This window comes from Ruegeria sp. HKCCA4812 (assembly GCF_013034245.1).
GTDB lineage: Bacteria > Pseudomonadota > Alphaproteobacteria > Rhodobacterales > Rhodobacteraceae > Ruegeria.
This window is the reverse complement of record NZ_WQFQ01000009.1, coordinates 114,997-130,651: the sequence shown is the minus strand read 5'-3', so window position 1 is coordinate 130,651 and position 15,655 is coordinate 114,997. Positions and strand designations below refer to the sequence as shown.

At 58.4% G+C, this 15,655-nt stretch carries 12 protein-coding genes; 10 read left to right on the top strand and 2 right to left on the bottom strand.

The features are described from left to right. Nucleotides 1-2 precede the first annotated feature (2 nt). Complete coding sequence (locus GOW04_RS19305; RefSeq protein WP_171230255.1) at nucleotides 3-713, bottom strand: DUF599 domain-containing protein; 711 nt, start codon at nucleotides 711-713, stop codon at nucleotides 3-5. A 79-nt stretch (nucleotides 714-792) separates the two neighbouring features. Between GOW04_RS19305 and GOW04_RS19300 the strand changes: the two genes are divergently transcribed. From GOW04_RS19300 to GOW04_RS19270, 7 genes are all read left to right on the top strand, one after another. After that, a complete protein-coding gene (locus tag GOW04_RS19300) occupies nucleotides 793-2,232 on the top strand; it encodes an FAD-linked oxidase C-terminal domain-containing protein (protein WP_171233681.1) in 1,440 nt (479 codons plus the stop codon). Nucleotides 2,233-2,281: 49 nt separating this feature from the next. Continuing rightward, the gene (locus tag GOW04_RS19295) at nucleotides 2,282-3,382 is read left to right on the top strand and encodes an FAD-binding protein (RefSeq protein WP_171233680.1); all 1,101 of its coding nucleotides are present in this window, start codon (nucleotides 2,282-2,284) and stop codon (nucleotides 3,380-3,382) included. A 4-nt stretch (nucleotides 3,383-3,386) separates the two neighbouring features. Then, nucleotides 3,387-4,700, top strand: a complete 1,314-nt coding sequence (glcF, locus tag GOW04_RS19290) for a glycolate oxidase subunit GlcF (protein WP_171233679.1) — start codon at nucleotides 3,387-3,389, stop codon at nucleotides 4,698-4,700. A gap of 119 nt (nucleotides 4,701-4,819) precedes the next feature. Continuing rightward, nucleotides 4,820-5,611, top strand: coding sequence for a trypsin-like peptidase domain-containing protein (locus GOW04_RS19285; RefSeq protein ID WP_171233678.1), 792 nt, complete (start codon nucleotides 4,820-4,822; stop codon nucleotides 5,609-5,611). After that, a complete protein-coding gene (locus tag GOW04_RS19280; RefSeq protein WP_171233677.1) occupies nucleotides 5,608-6,423 on the top strand; it encodes a serine protease in 816 nt (271 codons plus the stop codon). The genes GOW04_RS19285 and GOW04_RS19280 overlap by 4 nt, the downstream gene beginning before the upstream one ends. Nucleotides 6,424-6,546: 123 nt before the next feature. Beyond that, the gene (locus GOW04_RS19275; protein WP_170345716.1) at nucleotides 6,547-7,014 is read left to right on the top strand and encodes an Hsp20 family protein; all 468 of its coding nucleotides are present in this window, start codon (nucleotides 6,547-6,549) and stop codon (nucleotides 7,012-7,014) included. 144 nt (nucleotides 7,015-7,158) lie between these two features. Further along, nucleotides 7,159-9,384, top strand: coding sequence for a tetratricopeptide repeat protein (locus GOW04_RS19270; RefSeq protein ID WP_171233676.1), 2,226 nt, complete (start codon nucleotides 7,159-7,161; stop codon nucleotides 9,382-9,384). Between the two features lie 109 nt (nucleotides 9,385-9,493). Here GOW04_RS19270 and GOW04_RS19265 read toward each other — a convergent pair whose 3' ends face one another. After that, a complete protein-coding gene (locus GOW04_RS19265) occupies nucleotides 9,494-10,969 on the bottom strand; it encodes an NAD-dependent succinate-semialdehyde dehydrogenase (protein WP_171233675.1) in 1,476 nt (491 codons plus the stop codon). Nucleotides 10,970-11,252: 283 nt separating this feature from the next. On the opposite strand from GOW04_RS19265, the gene GOW04_RS19260 reads away from it, so the two are divergent. The 3 genes from GOW04_RS19260 to GOW04_RS19250 all read left to right on the top strand — a co-directional run bounded on the left by GOW04_RS19260 (nucleotide 11,253) and on the right by GOW04_RS19250 (nucleotide 15,653). After that, nucleotides 11,253-12,332, top strand: a complete 1,080-nt coding sequence (locus GOW04_RS19260) for a hypothetical protein (RefSeq protein ID WP_171230262.1) — start codon at nucleotides 11,253-11,255, stop codon at nucleotides 12,330-12,332. A 216-nt stretch (nucleotides 12,333-12,548) separates the two neighbouring features. Beyond that, nucleotides 12,549-13,667, top strand: coding sequence for a hypothetical protein (locus tag GOW04_RS19255; RefSeq protein ID WP_171233674.1), 1,119 nt, complete (start codon nucleotides 12,549-12,551; stop codon nucleotides 13,665-13,667). Between the two features lie 57 nt (nucleotides 13,668-13,724). Continuing rightward, nucleotides 13,725-15,653 (top strand): ATP-binding protein, encoded by a 1,929-nt coding sequence (locus GOW04_RS19250; RefSeq protein WP_171233673.1) that lies wholly within the window; start codon nucleotides 13,725-13,727, stop codon nucleotides 15,651-15,653. Nucleotides 15,654-15,655: the final 2 nt, after the last annotated feature.

Genomic DNA, 15,655 nt, shown 5'->3' with positions numbered 1-15,655 from the left:
GATCACGTCTCTGTGTTCGACGTTTGGGCCATGAGGATCGCGCGGGAATGCGATGCAAACTCGCGGCGATACAGGACACCGAATGTGATCATTGTGCCCAACACCAATGCCATCGGCCCGAGAAACCAGGCCAGCGAAGCAAGGGCGAAATAGGTGGCGCGCAGACCGCGGTTGAAGCTTCGGGCGGCGGTCACGCAGATCTCGGCCGCCTGACCGGCCCGAGGATAGGCGTTTGGGTCTTCAGGATCGTTTGGAACCGAGGCCATCAAAACGGCGCAATACCCAAAAAGACGATGTGCCCAGACGTATTTCAGAAAAGCATTGGCCAGCAGCAGGACAACCACAAGTATCTTGATTTCCCAGACCATCGCCGGTGCGCTGCCGATGGCAAGATCCGTCGCCACCCCGGCCAATCGCTCGGTATTGCCCAACAGGGCCAGACCACCCCCGATGGCAATCATCGTGGTTGAAGCGAAAAAGGTGCTGCCTTGCCGCATGGCAGCCACGACCTGCGCATCGAACATCCGTGGCTGGCGCGTCACCATCTCGTGCATCCAGTCGCGGCGGTAGCCATCCATCACAAGGGCGACGGACGGCTTCTGTGGTGACGGGTGTTCGATCTTCCATCCGATCCACAGCCACGCACCCAGCAACATTGCAATGGCAGCATAATCCAGAGGGGAAAATAGGGCGGCACGTTCGATCCAGGTCATGGCGCGACAGTACGACCGGACATCGGAACTTGCCAGAGTGGTAAATTGGTAATATTATTTTACCAAAGGGAGGGATGCCATGGAAATGCCAAAGCCAAGCCCGGACGTACTGAACCGGAAAAGCGCGATCGTTTCGCGGCTGTCGCGGGTTTTGCCAGATACGGCAATTATCCATGATCCGGCTGAAACCCGAGCCTATGAGTGCGATGCCCTGACGGCCTACAAATGCCCTCCGATGCTGGCCGTGTTGCCGTCGAGCACGCAGGAAGTCTCGGACGTTTTGCGCATTTGCCATGAAGAGGGCGTGCCGGTCGTGCCGCGCGGTGCGGGTACGTCGCTGGCCGGTGGGGCATTGCCAACGGCTGATTGCGTCATTCTGGGCGTCGCGCGGATGAATGAGGTGCTGGAGGTTGACTATGACAACCGTTTCATCAGGGTGCAGACGGGCCGCACAAACCTGAGCGTCACCGGCGCGGTCGAGGAAGAGGATTTCTTTTATGCGCCTGATCCTTCCTCGCAACTGGCATGTGCCATTGCCGGCAATATCGCGATGAATTCAGGTGGCGCGCATTGCCTGAAATATGGCGTGACAACGAACAACCTTCTGGGCGTGACCATGGTGATGATGGATGGCAGTGTCGTCGAGATCGGCGGCGCGCATCTGGATGCGCCCGGTCTGGACCTTTTGGGCGTCATTTGCGGCTCGGAAGGTCAGTTGGGCGTGGTGACCGAAGCAACACTGCGCATTCTGCGCAAACCCGAAGGCGCGCGGCCGGTTCTGATGGGGTTCGACGACAACGAAGTCGCGGGTCAGTGTGTTTCGGACATTATCAAATCGGGCATTCTGCCGGTCGCGATCGAGTTCATGGACACGCTGTGCATAAAAGCCTGCGAAAACTTTGCGCACGCCGGATATCCCGACTGCCATGCTCTGTTGATTGTCGAAGTGGAAGGGTCGGAAGCCGAAATTGACCATCAATTGTCGAAAATCATCGAGATCGCCAAACGCCACAACCCGGTCGAGCTGCGAGAAAGCCAGTCAGCCGAAGAAAGCGCAAAAATCTGGCTTGGTCGGAAATCCGCATTCGGCGCCATGGGGCAGTTGAACGACTATATGTGCCTTGACGGTACGATCCCGGTGTCGGCCCTGCCAACGGTGCTGCGCCGTATCGGCGAATTGAGTGAAGAATTCGGTCTGCCTGTTGGGAACGTATTTCACGCAGGTGACGGGAACATGCATCCGCTGATCCTTTTCGATGCCAACAAACCGGGTGATCTTGAAAAATGCGAGGCATTCGGGGCCGAAATTCTGAAATTATGCGTGGACGAAGGCGGTTGTCTGACCGGTGAGCACGGCGTGGGTATCGAGAAGAGGGATCTCATGTCGCATCAATATGCGCCTGCCGATCTTGAGGCGCAGATGGCGGTCAAGGACGTTTTTGACCCCAAATGGCTGCTGAACCCTGCCAAGGTGTTTCCTTTGGATGTGTCTCGGGCGCGGCGCATTGCGGCGGAGTAAGGGGGCTCTGCCCCCTTGCCCCCGGAGTATTTTGGAAAAGATGAAGCAAATGAGACCTGAGACGGAAGCCGAATTGGCCGAACTGGTGGCCGGCCTGAACGGCCCGGTGCGGATCGCCGGAGGTGGCACGCGCGGTGTGACCGGGAGAGAGCCTGAACTGAACGTGTCCGGGCTGAGCGGTATTACCCTCTATGAACCCGGTGCGCTGACACTTGTGGCGAAGGCGGGTACACCCCTGGCTGAGATTCAGGCGGCCCTGGATGGGGAAGGGCAACAACTGGCCTTTGAACCGATGGATCACCGGGGTTTGCTGGCGACCCAGGGTGAGCCGACGATTGGTGGTGTTGTGGCGGCCAACATCTCGGGCCCGCGGCGGATTCAGGCCGGGGCATGTCGGGATTTTCTGCTGGGTGTGCGCTTTGTCGATGGGCGTGGGCGGGTGATCAAGAATGGTGGTCGGGTGATGAAAAACGTTACCGGCTACGATCTGGTCAAGCTGATGGGTGGGTCGTGGGGCACTTTGGGCGTTCTGACCGAGGTGTCGTTGAAGGTCCTGCCCAAGCCGGAGCGAAGTTCAACCCTTTCTGTTGCAGTCTCGGACATCGGCGTTGCTGTGCGGGTTCTTTCGGCAGCACTGAAATCTCCATTCGAAGTGACGGGCGCGGCATATGACCCAGATCTTCAAAAAGCCCTGATTAGGGTCGAAGGTTTTGTGGATTCGGTTGCATATCGGACAAGCAGATTGATTGCTGAGTTGGAAGGTTTTGGGGACGTTGCCGAGGAAAGAAAGTCCGACGCGCTGTGGGCTGGAATACGTGACGTTCATCCATTTCAGGGCAAGGACGGGGACGTCTGGCGGCTTTCGGTAAAACCGGGTGACGCGGCGGAGATTTCGGCGCGCGCCGAAGCGGATCAAGCGCTGTTTGACTGGGGCGGCGGTCTTGTCTGGCTGCGGGTCCCGGCAGGCACGGATGTGCGTGCGCGGCTTGATGCGTTTTCAGGTCATGCCACTTTGGTGCGATCCGACCCCGGCACGATCAGAAAACTGGGGCGATTTCATCCGGAACCCACATCAATATCGGCTCTGACAAAGGGCTTGCGAGCGAAATTTGATCCTCGGGGTTTGTTCAACCCGGGGCTGATGGGATAGGGCGATGCAGACAACATTCACCGATGAGCAATTGCAGGACCCGGCGATCCAGCGCTCGAACGAGATTCTGCGAAGCTGCGTCCATTGCGGATTTTGCACGGCCACGTGTCCGACATATCAGGTGCTGGGAGACGAGCTCGACAGTCCGCGTGGGCGCATCTACCTGATCAAGGACATGCTGGAAAACGAGCGTGTGCCCGACGAAAAGACGGTCAAGCACATCGACCGCTGCCTGTCCTGTCTGGCCTGCATGACCACCTGCCCGTCAGGTGTGCATTATATGCATCTGGTGGATCACGCGCGCGAATATATCGAGGCCAACTACAAGCGCCCGCTGACGGATCGGGTGTTGCGCTGGGTTCTGGCGCAGATCCTGCCTTATCCGATGCGGTTCCGTTGGGCCCTGATCGGGGCCAGGCTGGGTCGACCTTTCCGGTTCCTGATGCCAGATGCCCGGCTGCGCGCGATGTTGGAGATGGCGCCCAAGCATATCCCGTCTGTCAGCCGCAACGATGATCCGCAGAGTTTTGCGCCCGGCGGTGAACGAAAAATGCGGGTGGCGCTGATGACAGGCTGCGCACAAAAGGCGCTGAACACCGATATCAATGACGCCACGATCCGCCTGCTGACACGGTTGGGGTGCGAGGTCGTGGTCGCCGAAGGTGCCGGGTGTTGCGGAGCTTTGACCCATCACATGGGCAAGGTCCAAGACAGTCATATGGCGGCAACCGCCAATATCAGAGCCTGGAAAAGGGAAATGGACGGTGATGGGTTGGACGCCATCGTCATCAATACCTCTGGCTGTGGCACCACCGTGAAAGATTATGGGCATATGTTTCGCAATGGCCCGCTTGCCGAAGATGCAGCGCGTGTGTCTGCAATCGCCATGGATGTCAGTGAACTTCTGATCAAGCTGGACTTGCCGGCGGGGGAAAACCAAAACCTGACCGTCGCCTATCATGCGGCCTGCTCATTGCAGCATGGGCAGAAGATCAAATCCTATCCCAAAGACTTGCTGAAACACGCGGGTTTCACGGTTGTCGAACCCGCCGACAGTCATTTGTGCTGCGGCAGCGCGGGAACGTACAACCTGATGCAGCCGGACATATCAGGCCAGTTGAAACAGCGAAAAGTCAGAACTCTTGAGGCGAAACAGCCTGATATCATTGCCGCTGGCAATATCGGGTGCATGATGCAGATCGGTTCTGGTACGCAACTGCCGATCGTTCATACAGTAGAGTTGCTGGACTGGGCGACCGGCGGGCCAAAGCCACCGGCCTTGCAGGGAACAGGGAACCCGGTTCCCGTCTTGCGGTGAATCATGCTGATGCCAGCGCGCATCATTTCCCAGGGAAATACCTTTGGTGCATGACCGCCCTATTTTCGCCCAACGCGGCGCGTAGGACAAAAGCTTCGAAGTGAGTCTCGGAGAACCGCGTGCGTAGCTGGATCAAGGCGATCGTGCTCTGTGTCTTGCCATTGGCGGCCACGGCGCAGGACACTAGGCTGGAAAGCCTGGATACGTCGGATTCCGGGCGCGAGTGGATGGCTGTCGGGCGGTTGGATATCGCCGGCGCGGGGTTTTGCACCGGAACGCTGGTGTCGCCGACGCTTGTACTGACAGCGGCGCATTGCCTGTTTGACAAAAGATCCGGACAACGGATCAACCCCGCGGATATCGAGTTTCTGGCCGGGTGGCGTTTGGGACGTGCGTTGGCCTATCGGACCGCGCGCCAGGCAGTGATCCATCCGGACTACCAATATGGCGTCGATTCTACGGCCGACCGGGTAAGCGCGGACGTGGCTTTGATCGAGCTGTGGCAGCCGATCCGTAATACCGCCGTCATTCCATTTGAGTCGGGCGATCAGCCCAAACGTGGCGCTGAAGTGGGCGTTGTGTCTTATGCGCATGACCGGTCAGAAGCTCCGTCGCTGCAACAGGTCTGCTCGGTCATGAACCGGCAGGCCGGGGTTATGGTCATGTCCTGCGACGTTGATTTCGGGTCTTCGGGGGCACCCGTTTTTTCTTTCACGGGCGCGCGCCCTCAGATTGTATCGGTGGTTGCGGCCAAGGCCAGTATGGACGGCCAGAGTGTCGCAATTGGAACCGCGGTTGAGCATTCGCTGCAATTGCTGCGTGACGAACTTTCTGCGGGGCGGGGATTTGGGCTTTCCTCGTCCGGATCGGGAACGAACAAGAACATAGGCGCAAGGTTCATTCGACCATGATGCGAGTCTTCTGGAGCCTGTTATTGGGCCTGAGCGTCTTGGCAACATCGCCGCAAGCGCAATCCAACAAGCGCAAGCTGACCGACCGGGATGACCTTTATGGTTGGGAGGCTATCGGTCGGCTGGATGTCCGCGATGCCTCGTATTGCACCGGCACGTTGATCGCGCAGGACATGGTGCTGACCGCAGCCCATTGTGCGGTGAATCGTCGTACCGGGAAGACTTATGTGCCCGAAGATATCACGTTTCGTGCAGGCCTTAGCAACGGCAACGCCTTGGCCGAGCGTCGAGTCACGCAAATCGCCCTTCATCCCAGCTATGGGGCGCAGAACCCGCTGTCGCACGAAGGTGTCCAGTTGGACGTGGCCCTGATGCGGCTGAACGAGCCTATCCCGTATTCGGTCGCCGACCCTTTTGCACTGCACAGCGGCCGTGTTCCGGGCAACGAGATCAGCATTGCCTCGTATGGGCGCGGACGGTCCGAGGCGATCACCCGAGAACGGTCCTGCCGTATCATCGACCGCAGGCAGGGTCTGATCACCTTTGATTGCGACATTACTTTCGGGTCTTCCGGGTCTGCAATTCTGGCGAAAAACGGTGCGCGCTGGCAGATCCTGTCTGTGGTATCGGCGGTAGGCACGAACGGCCGTAGAAAGGTGGGGTTTGGCATGGAGCTTGGCGGGATCGTCGCCGAGCTCAAGGCCATCATGCGGCGCGATGCACCTCAGCCCAAGGCGTCGATCCGCCGATTGCAAGTCGGGTCCGGTAAGTCAGGATCTGGTGCGAAATTCATCAGTTCTGGCGGGGGTTGAACTCGGCGAAATCGCTACCCATGTGATGTGTATCGGACCGCCACAACGGGGTCCGGTACAAGAAATCGCCCGTCCAGTCGGAGGGCACTTATCGCAAATCGCTCAAGAATGAGGATATGACACATGCGTACGTTTGATTTTGCACCGCTGCACCGCGCCACCATTGGCTTTGACCAGATCGCCGACATGATGGATCGCGTTCTGACCAACGATGGGGCCCAGCCCAGCTATCCACCCTACAACATTGAAAAAACCGATGTCGACACCTACCGGATTTCGGTGGCCGTTGCCGGTTTTTCGGAAAACGACCTGACCGTGGAAGTGAAAGAGAACTCGCTTGTCGTGTCAGGCAAAAAAGCCGCCGAAGACAAAGAGCGCACCTATTTGCACCGTGGCATCGCCACCCGCGCGTTCGAGCGTCGGTTTGCCCTGGCGGATCATGTCCGCGTCACCGGTGCGAGCCATGAAAACGGCATGCTGAACATCGAACTGAAGCGCGAGGTTCCAGAGGCCCTGAAACCGCGCCGGATCGAGATCACCTCGGCCAAAGCCATCGAGAAGGATGTGGTGGACGCCAAAGCCGTGAACTGAGGCTTCTGAATATCCCGCGGCAGTTCACTCCTCCCGGACTGCCGCAACACACGCCCCGCGTTCCTCCAGACGCGGGGCGTTGTGTTTTGGGCGTGTGCGAAAACTGGTTCCCAGCAAATTATCCGCCTGATAGTCTTCGGTATTATGGAAAGCCGACCAAAACGTCGACTAGCAGCTATCCTGGCAGCCGACATCGCCGGCTACTCAAGATTGGTTGGTCTGGACGAAGAAGGTACCATCGCAAGGCTTCGCCTGATCCGCAGCGAAGTCATAGAGCCGGCGATCGCCCGGCATTCAGGGCGCATCGCGAACACTGCGGGAGACAGCTTTGTGATCGAATTTCGCAGCGCCGTCGATGCGGTTCACGCTGCCGTGGAAATTCAGGCCGACCTTGCAAAGAGAAACGCGGGTACCGATCAAGATAGCGTCATCACGTTTCGGATCGGCCTGAATGTCGGCGATGTGGTTTCGAACGGGGATGACATCCTTGGCGACGGGGTGAACGTTGCCGCGCGGCTCGAGGCACTGTCAGATCCCGGTGGTATCATTGTTTCACAATCCATCGTCGATTATGCGCGCAACAAAGTGCCCTATGGTTTTGCCCCGATCGGGCCACAGAACGTCAAGAACATCGCAGACCCAGTTCAGGCCTTTCGCGTAGAAGCGGAAATTTTGCCTTCACCGCGAAAAAGCCGCACACTGAGGAAATCCCGCTGGCTGCCGCTGGCGGCTCTGCTGGTGATGTTGGCGGCAATTGGCCTTTTTCTGACGAAACCGTGGAAGACTGGCCAATTGCGCGCCTCAGAGGCGCAGATGGTTTACCCTTTGCCGGACCTGCCTTCCATCGCTGTGTTGCCGATTGCGAATTACACCGATGACGCGTCCAAGGACACGCTGATCAACGGTATCTCTGAGGATTTGATCACGGACCTGTCCCGAATATCCGGATTGTTCGTCATCGCTGGGAATTCATCCTTCGCATACCGCGACAGGAACATAGATATCGCACGTTTCGCTGAAGAACTTGGGGTTCGCTACGTCGTTGACGGCAGCGTGCGACGTGCGGATGAAGACTTCCGGATCAACATTCGCCTGACCGACACATTGAGCGGGCGATTGATCTGGGCGGACAGGTTTGATGGCGCGATTGATGACATCTTTGAAGTGCAGAAAACCATTGTTCTCGCAATTGCTCAGGAGCTGGATCTTCCACTCGACCCTCAAAGCCGGCAAGCCATCGAAAGCGTGGAAACCCAGACCATTGCAGCACGCGAAGCCTTCCAACGCGGGTGGGAGTTGTATTCGCAGTTCAACGAACAGGACAACCTTGCGGCAATTCCCCATTTTGAAAAGGCCGTGGAACTGGACCCGGATTATGGGCGTGCCTGGGCGACGCTTGCTCTGGCGCATTTGCGACCGCACATCTTTCATCATTGGAATGGGTTTGCAGAGTCAGGCGCGCAAATGCATATCGGCCTGTTTTACAGATATTACCGGGATGTGATGGAGCAGGATACCGCCCTGGTGCACGTTATCCGGGCTATTGTCAGTCTCAACCTTCCGGATTGGGACAGTAACCTACGGGTAGGTCGGGGGACGGAAGAAGCCAGACGAGAAGCAGCGAAAGCCATCGCGCTGCAACCCAGCGACCCCGAGGCGCATCTGACGATGGGATGGGCGCTGATTGCAGCTGGTGAGCCCGAGGAAGGATTGGCCTTTGTACAGGCTGCGACCCGGCTGGATCCCAATTATCCCAGCCACTACGCGCTGTTTGAAGCGGCGGCTCTTTACGCATTGAATGACCTGACGGGTGCGGCAGATGTGATCGAGAAAGAGTTGAACAGAAATCCGCAGGCAACTGAGCTGATGCCATTTGCAGCCTCGGTTCTGGCCCTGAATGGAGATCGCCGTGCGGGTAGGGCGATCATCGACCGATGGCAAAAGGGCAAGCATGCCGGTGTCATTCAGGACGCCGTTCAGAATTACTTTTTCATCATTCGCTGGGTCGGTGAGAACCAGCATTTGAACGCCCGGCTGAACGACGGGCTGCGTCTGGCGGCGTTGCCTCCGGAAAAGACCATAGCAAGCCTGAGGGCGGATCTGTCACGGGGGGATGCCAAAGATCAGCGGACGGCAGCCCAATCGCTGGCCCTGTTCGGTCCCGAGGCAGAGCCAGCGGTGCCGGAATTGATCGCGCTTCTTGAAAGCCCGTCGGTGTTTGTCCGCAAAGAGGCAGCTATTGCATTGGGGAAAATTGGTGGCGCGGCGTCCTCTGCATTGCCCGCGCTGGAAGCCATGGTTGACGGTTCGTTGCAGGGAAAGTTCGCGACCCGTGCAATCGAACAAATCCGCGACAAGTCCGCAGAATAGCCGTGTCAGCGTCGACTGGGCCGTCGCCATAAACAGTCAAAAGACGACGCGATCCCGTTTCCGGATACGGGGTCTCTGCCCACCGCAATGGGACAGAGACCGTGTTGGATCAGACCGACATGCAGACGTATTTCATTTCCAGATAGTCTTCCATGCCGTGATGGCTGCCTTCGCGGCCCAGACCGGATTGCTTGACGCCGCCGAACGGGCCCAGCTCGGTCGAGATGATGCCGGTGTTCACGCCGACGATACCGTATTCCAGCGCTTCGGCCACCTTGTAGACTCGGCTCAGGTCCTTGGCATAGAAATACGAGGCCAGACCAAAAATCGTGTCATTGGCCATGGCGATCACGTCGTCTTCGTCCTCGAATTTGAACAGCGGGGCCAGCGGGCCAAAGGTTTCGTCCTGCGCCACCAGCATGTCCTGCGTCACGCCGGTCACGATGGTTGGCTGGAAGAACGTGCCGCCCAGATCATGAGGCAGACCACCAGTCAGAACCTCGCCGCCCTTGTCGGTCACGTCCTTGATATGTTCCTCGACCTTGGCGACCGCGTCGGCGTTGATCAGCGGGCCGGTGGTGGTGCCTTCGGTCAAGCCGTCGCCGATCTTGAGTGCCTCTACTGCCGTTTTCAGTTTGGCCGCGAATGCGTCATAGACGCCGGCCTGCACATAGATACGGTTCGCGCAGACACAGGTCTGGCCATTGTTGCGGAACTTGCACATCATCGCGCCTTCGACGGCGGCATCCAAATCGGCGTCGTCGAACACGATGAACGGTGCGTTGCCGCCCAGCTCCATCGAACATTTCATGACCTGATCGGCTGCCTGGCGCAGCAGGATGCGGCCCACTTCGGTCGATCCGGTAAAGGTCAGCTTGCGCACACCGGGGTTTTCGCAGAACTCCTTGCCGATCTCACTGGCCTGCGACGAGGGCACCACGTTGAACACGCCCGCAGGTACGCCGGCCTGTTCCGCCAGCAGCGCCAGTACCAGCGCCGACAGGGGCGTTTCGGTGGCCGGGCGCGCCACAAAGGCGCAGCCAGCGGCCAAAGCCGGGCCTGCCTTGCGGGTGATCATCGCGTTGGGAAAGTTCCAGGGCGTGATCGAGGCCGCAACGCCGATCGGCTGCTTCATCACCATGATCCGCTTGTCGCGCTGATGGCCGGGAATGGTCTCGCCATAGACGCGCTTGGCCTCTTCACCGAAGAACTCGATGAAAGACGCGCCATAGCCGATCTCACCGATGGCCTCTGCCAGGGGTTTGCCCTGTTCAGCGGTCAGGATCTTGCCCAGATCCTCGGCGTTTTCCATCATCAGATCGAACCAGCGCCGCAGGATGGCTGCACGTTCCTTGCCGGTCAGTTTGGCCCATTCCTTCTGCGCGGCTTCGGCCTGTGCGATTGCTCCGGCGACCTGAGCGCGGCTGACGTCTGCCACTTCGGCGACCACATCGCCCCGAGCGGGGTTTGTGACTTTGAACGTGCCATTGTCACCGTCCACCCACTGACCGCCGATATAGGCTTTGGTTACAAGCAATTCGGGGTTCTTCAGGATTGACTTCAGATCGGTCGTTGCGTCCAGCATGATAAGCCTCCGGCGTGAATTGGGTTGCGCGCACCCAATCAGGTGATGTCTCAATTGTCTATGGCCACTCTGGATGTGGAATCAATCCAGATTTGATCAAAAAATACTTAACAAGTTAATTTAATTGAGTCACCCGAAATCTGCGCGTTTCATTGGCCGGTCTCGCCTTTCTTTTTGCCAAGGAGTTTGCCAAAGTCTGGGTGAATTTTGAGACCCGGGGGATGTAAATCAGTGTAACATTCCCTATCTTATTGGGTAATAGAAGAAAAAAGGGATAGAAGCGATGTCGAACCAGCAATTCGAAGCGTTGATAGAAGAGACTCAAGCCAAAGTGCGCGAAAGTCAGTCTCAGATCGAAGGGCTGACCTCGCGCATTGAAGCGGCCCGCGCCAAGATCGGCACTGCCGAGGCCGATATCGACATCGAAAACGCCACGCTCGAGGATGTGCACGCCCATACCGAGGTGATGAACGCCAATATCGCCGAACTGATCATGGGGCTGGACGACGTCACCAGCGCGTTTTCCAAGGATTTTGACGAGATGCGCTCGAAAACCGGGTGGGAGTCGTTTGTCGGCATCTTCTCGAAAGGTAAATCCGAGTCGATGCGGCAGGAGCGGATGCGCACCGCCAATATCGATGACAAGCTGCAAGACCTGATCGCCAAATCCGACGTGATCGTCAAACTGCTGCAAGGGCAGTTGGCCGTGCTGGAGGAACAGCGCGTCAAGGTCGAGGACAACCTGACCGTCACGCTGGACGATCGCGAGGCGACTGTGGCGGAACTCGAGGCGCTGCGCGCCGAGATTCAGGGTATGGATCCGACGATCATCACGCTGGAAAACAAGATCAGCGTCGAACAGGACGCCGCCGCGCGAACCCAGTTGGAAACCGAACTTGCCGAGTTGAACAAACAATACAACGCCAAGGTTCAGGAAGAGCAGGTCAAGCTGGCCAAAAGCCAAACGCTGGAGCGTTACATCGAAAAGGGCAAGACCTGGGTCGATTCGCTGCAAAACCAGGCGGCGACGCAGATGGTGCTGATCAACAAGCTGCAAACAGACACGCAACAGCGCGTGGTGCTGTACGATGCCCTGACCAAATCGTTGAAAACCGCGCAGCAGCAGGACGTGGCCCACCGCATCAACGAGATCGGCGTGCAGACCGACCAAGAGGCGCAAACCGCCATGGCCGCCATCGGCACCGCGACCAACCAGAAAATGGCCGACATGCTTGAGGCACACGAGGACCACATGGTCTTTGCCCGCGACGTGTTGGAGAAAAAGGCGAAGGCGGATGAGCGTTTTGCCCGCCGGTTTGCCTCGATTGTCGAGAAGCATGATAAGAATTTGTATGGCGGATGAATCTCCCTGAGTTCAATTTAGTGGGGCGTCCAAGAACGTTGGGTGAGTGGGCATACCAATCAGCATTAGGTGCCTGCCTCATTTCGTTCATAGTTTGGTTAGCTCCAAACGATGTGTCGAAATGGATACTGCTTTATGCTGTGCTCTGCTTTGGCAGCTTAGTTAGGCTTTGGTTTTCTAGGCTGAGTTCAAACAATTTTGAAGAAACCATCAAGGATGACTAACCCCTCCCAAGACCATGTCGGCCTGACCGACACTTTCGCCTCGCGGCGCTACTTCCGCAAATTCGAGGTGATCACCGTCCACCTCATGCGCGTGGCTGCGACGATGGAGGCTGAGGGCGCGATCAGCAAACAAGAGGTGCGGATCGTGTCGCGCTACCTCTCGGGACTGCTCTACACCTTCCGCGCGCTGAGCATGAAATATCTCCTGGTTGGGCGCGATACGGGGCGGTTCTTTGGTAGCCTCGCCATGGACAAGCGCGACAGCGGATTTCCGGTCGCGGCCGAGCTGCTGACCATGGCCAATGACGCGCAGCAGGCGCAGGTGCATCTGGCGAATATGCCCTCGGAAGAGGATCTGAAAACCGACATGGTGCGGACAATTATTGGCGACCGGGAGATTCCCACCAAGCTGCAATTCGCGCTGTCCCAAAGGCTCTATTACGAGGAATTGTTGAAAGGTCAGCTGTTCTGGGCCCGCAACGATCCCGAATGCCACTGGATCGGGAATGAGGGCGAGCGGCGCAAGTTCCTGATCCACTGGGCGGTCTATGACAGCCAGATCAACCTGCCCGTCATCTATCTGATGCAGTTGGAGGACAGCGGCAAAACTGCCCTGCCCAAGGATCAACGCCGCTGGCCCGAGGTACAGGCGCATCTGATGGCGCAAAGCTTGGGAGGGCTGAAACTGGTGACGATCGCCAAGGGGTTCGATCAGGATTTCGACGACCTGCACCCCAAACACATGCGCCGCATCCATGTGGGCCCGATGTATTCCTCGGCCTATACCGAGCAATCCGGCCCCCTGCGGCAGGTGTTGGAGGACGCACAGGCGCCCGAAGGTCAGGATTGGGCGCTGGCCTGGACCACCGAGGAGCTGGAAAGCGAAGAGGTCATTGAAGAACGCGCGGGATGGTTTTCCACCGTCGAACGCGAGGTCTTTGCACTGGACCCGTTCGGCGGGCAGGGGGCCGAGACTGGGGCTACGCGCACCCAGCGGTCGATCATCCTGCCCCAGCGGCCGTTTCAGGTGCTGGCCGAGCGCAACCCGCCAGGCTTTGCCGATGTGCGCAAGTTCGTCGTCAGTAAGGCCGGGCAGGTGCTGAGATATTGAATTTTCCGCCTCCGGCGGGAGAATTTTTGAAAAGATGAAGCAAGGGCGGTTATTGAGATGAGTTTGACGTCAGATCAGATGGAATTGCGCGAAGACGATATTCGCAAGCATTATCCTGCTGCAACAGCCTTGCTAAACGGGTTCGAACATGCGCCCCGGATTGCGAAAGTGGCAGAGGCGGCGGTTGAGCGATCTCCGGGCGTTGCGACCGGGCGGCGGTTCCGGTCGACCACGCCGGGGTTGGCGACCCGGCGAGTGGCGCGGGCAGACGGGGTGCATCTGGTCGAACGGATCGAGGCCTCGGATGATGGTGATACGCTGGTCTCGCCACCTCAGGCGACCACGCAGCAGGCCATTCGCCGCGCCATTGCCATCGCCTTGGCTGTGGCTGAGACCTATGCGCAACAGACGTCGCTGGCTGATCTGAAACGTGCGAACCTGGCAGGCGATTTGCCCGCCGCCCGCAAGACCGAATTCTCGGAGTTGCTAACGGCCGAGGCGCTGATCACCTCGCACACGTTCGGCAATGCGCTGGCGTACTTGATGTCCTCGCATTTGGGTGAAACCACCGCCGATATCAGTGAGATCGAAGAGGTTTTGACCGATAATGGCCAACTTGCCCTGCATGGCGCGCTGTGGGAGCTGGACCAGACCCTCGCCAAACATGCCCCCGACGATGCCCACCTGATTGCCGCCACCAGCGCCTATGCCGAGCAACTGATGGAAAAGGCCGCGCTGCGCGCGCAGTCAGCAGGCCATCTGGCCCCGTTCCAGAATGCCGCCTGGCATATCGAGGCTGATGATCTAACGATCCGGGGGTTCGAACCAGCTTCAAAGGCGAAGTCCACCACCCTGACCATGACGTTCAAGAAACCGAATGAGGTGGTCGGCAACCATATCGCCAAATATCAGGCCATGAAACTTGCCAAGATGGTGATGGCCTACGACTTCGACCGCCGCCTGAACCCGTTCGCGGAACTGGGCGGGTTCATCTTTACCTTCATGGGCGACGGCAAGCCGGGCACCGGCAAGACGACCCTGATCCAGATGATGGCCGGGCTGATCAACGACTACTGCCAGAACGCAGGCTATCCATTCCGCTATCAGAACCTGAGCACCGATAATATCGACAGCTATCAAGGCAAATCCGGCCAGAACGCCAAGGCGTTCATCAACACGATCATCGACCCCTCGGTCATCGGTTTCGGCACCATCGACGATATCGATCAGCTGGCGGGCAAACGCGGCGACCGACAGTCGTCAGCCGGACAACTGGAAATCACAGCCGTGCTGATGGAGAGCTTTGCGGGTGCCAACACCGTCGTGCGCGGCAACTGCACCTTTGGCATGTTCTCGAACTACCCCGAGAATGTGGACGACGCTCTGCGCCAGCGGGCGGGCGCGCGGTTCCTGGTGGACGGGCCGCAAACGCGCGAGGATTACATCGACATCCTGCACCTGCTGATGGGCCGCAACCACGACATTCCGCTGGGCGAGCACGAAGCCTATGCCGCGCAGGAGATCAAAAAGGCTGTCGCCGCCAGTTTTGAAAGCCACTCGCGCCCGCATGAGGACGCTCTGTTGCAGGTCTATGACCGGGTCTCCGGCGAGATCGGCCAGATGGACACGATCGCCAAGCTGGGCACTTACCTCAAGGCGATCCAACAGGCGGATGAGCGGTTCACCGGCCGCGCGATCAAGAACATCACCGACGCTGTCAAGGTCCGCGCGATGGATTTCGAACTGCCGGACGAGTGGATGGAGAACCCCGATCTGTTCCTGTTCCGCGACTATGACACCAAGAAGGCGATGATCGAGGACCTGCGCCAGCCGATCACCGTCGAGATGGTGATCCAGGAGATCAACCGCTACGCCGACAGCGAGTTCCGCTATGCCGACAAGAGCGACGAGGTCGCCATCGAGAACGCGGTGCGTGAGATGGGCCGGATGGAAGAGGCCAAGCGGCGGTATTTGGAGGGGAAGTAGAA

Bases quoted from the DNA above. Each gene is read 5' to 3' on its own strand.
- glcF (WP_171233679.1), top strand. From the start codon at position 3,387: ATGCAGACAACATTCACCGATGAGCAATTGCAGGACCCGGCGATCCAG.
- GOW04_RS19300 (WP_171233681.1), top strand. From the start codon at position 793: ATGGAAATGCCAAAGCCAAGCCCGGACGTACTGAACCGGAAAAGCGCG.
- GOW04_RS19255 (WP_171233674.1), top strand. From the start codon at position 12,549: ATGACTAACCCCTCCCAAGACCATGTCGGCCTGACCGACACTTTCGCC.
- GOW04_RS19250 (WP_171233673.1), top strand. From the start codon at position 13,725: ATGAGTTTGACGTCAGATCAGATGGAATTGCGCGAAGACGATATTCGC.
- GOW04_RS19275 (WP_170345716.1), top strand. From the start codon at position 6,547: ATGCGTACGTTTGATTTTGCACCGCTGCACCGCGCCACCATTGGCTTT.
- GOW04_RS19265 (WP_171233675.1), bottom strand. From the start codon at position 10,969: ATGCTGGACGCAACGACCGATCTGAAGTCAATCCTGAAGAACCCCGAA.
- GOW04_RS19305 (WP_171230255.1), bottom strand. From the start codon at position 713: ATGACCTGGATCGAACGTGCCGCCCTATTTTCCCCTCTGGATTATGCT.
- GOW04_RS19280 (WP_171233677.1), top strand. From the start codon at position 5,608: ATGATGCGAGTCTTCTGGAGCCTGTTATTGGGCCTGAGCGTCTTGGCA.
- GOW04_RS19295 (WP_171233680.1), top strand. From the start codon at position 2,282: ATGAGACCTGAGACGGAAGCCGAATTGGCCGAACTGGTGGCCGGCCTG.
- GOW04_RS19260 (WP_171230262.1), top strand. From the start codon at position 11,253: ATGTCGAACCAGCAATTCGAAGCGTTGATAGAAGAGACTCAAGCCAAA.
- GOW04_RS19270 (WP_171233676.1), top strand. From the start codon at position 7,159: ATGGAAAGCCGACCAAAACGTCGACTAGCAGCTATCCTGGCAGCCGAC.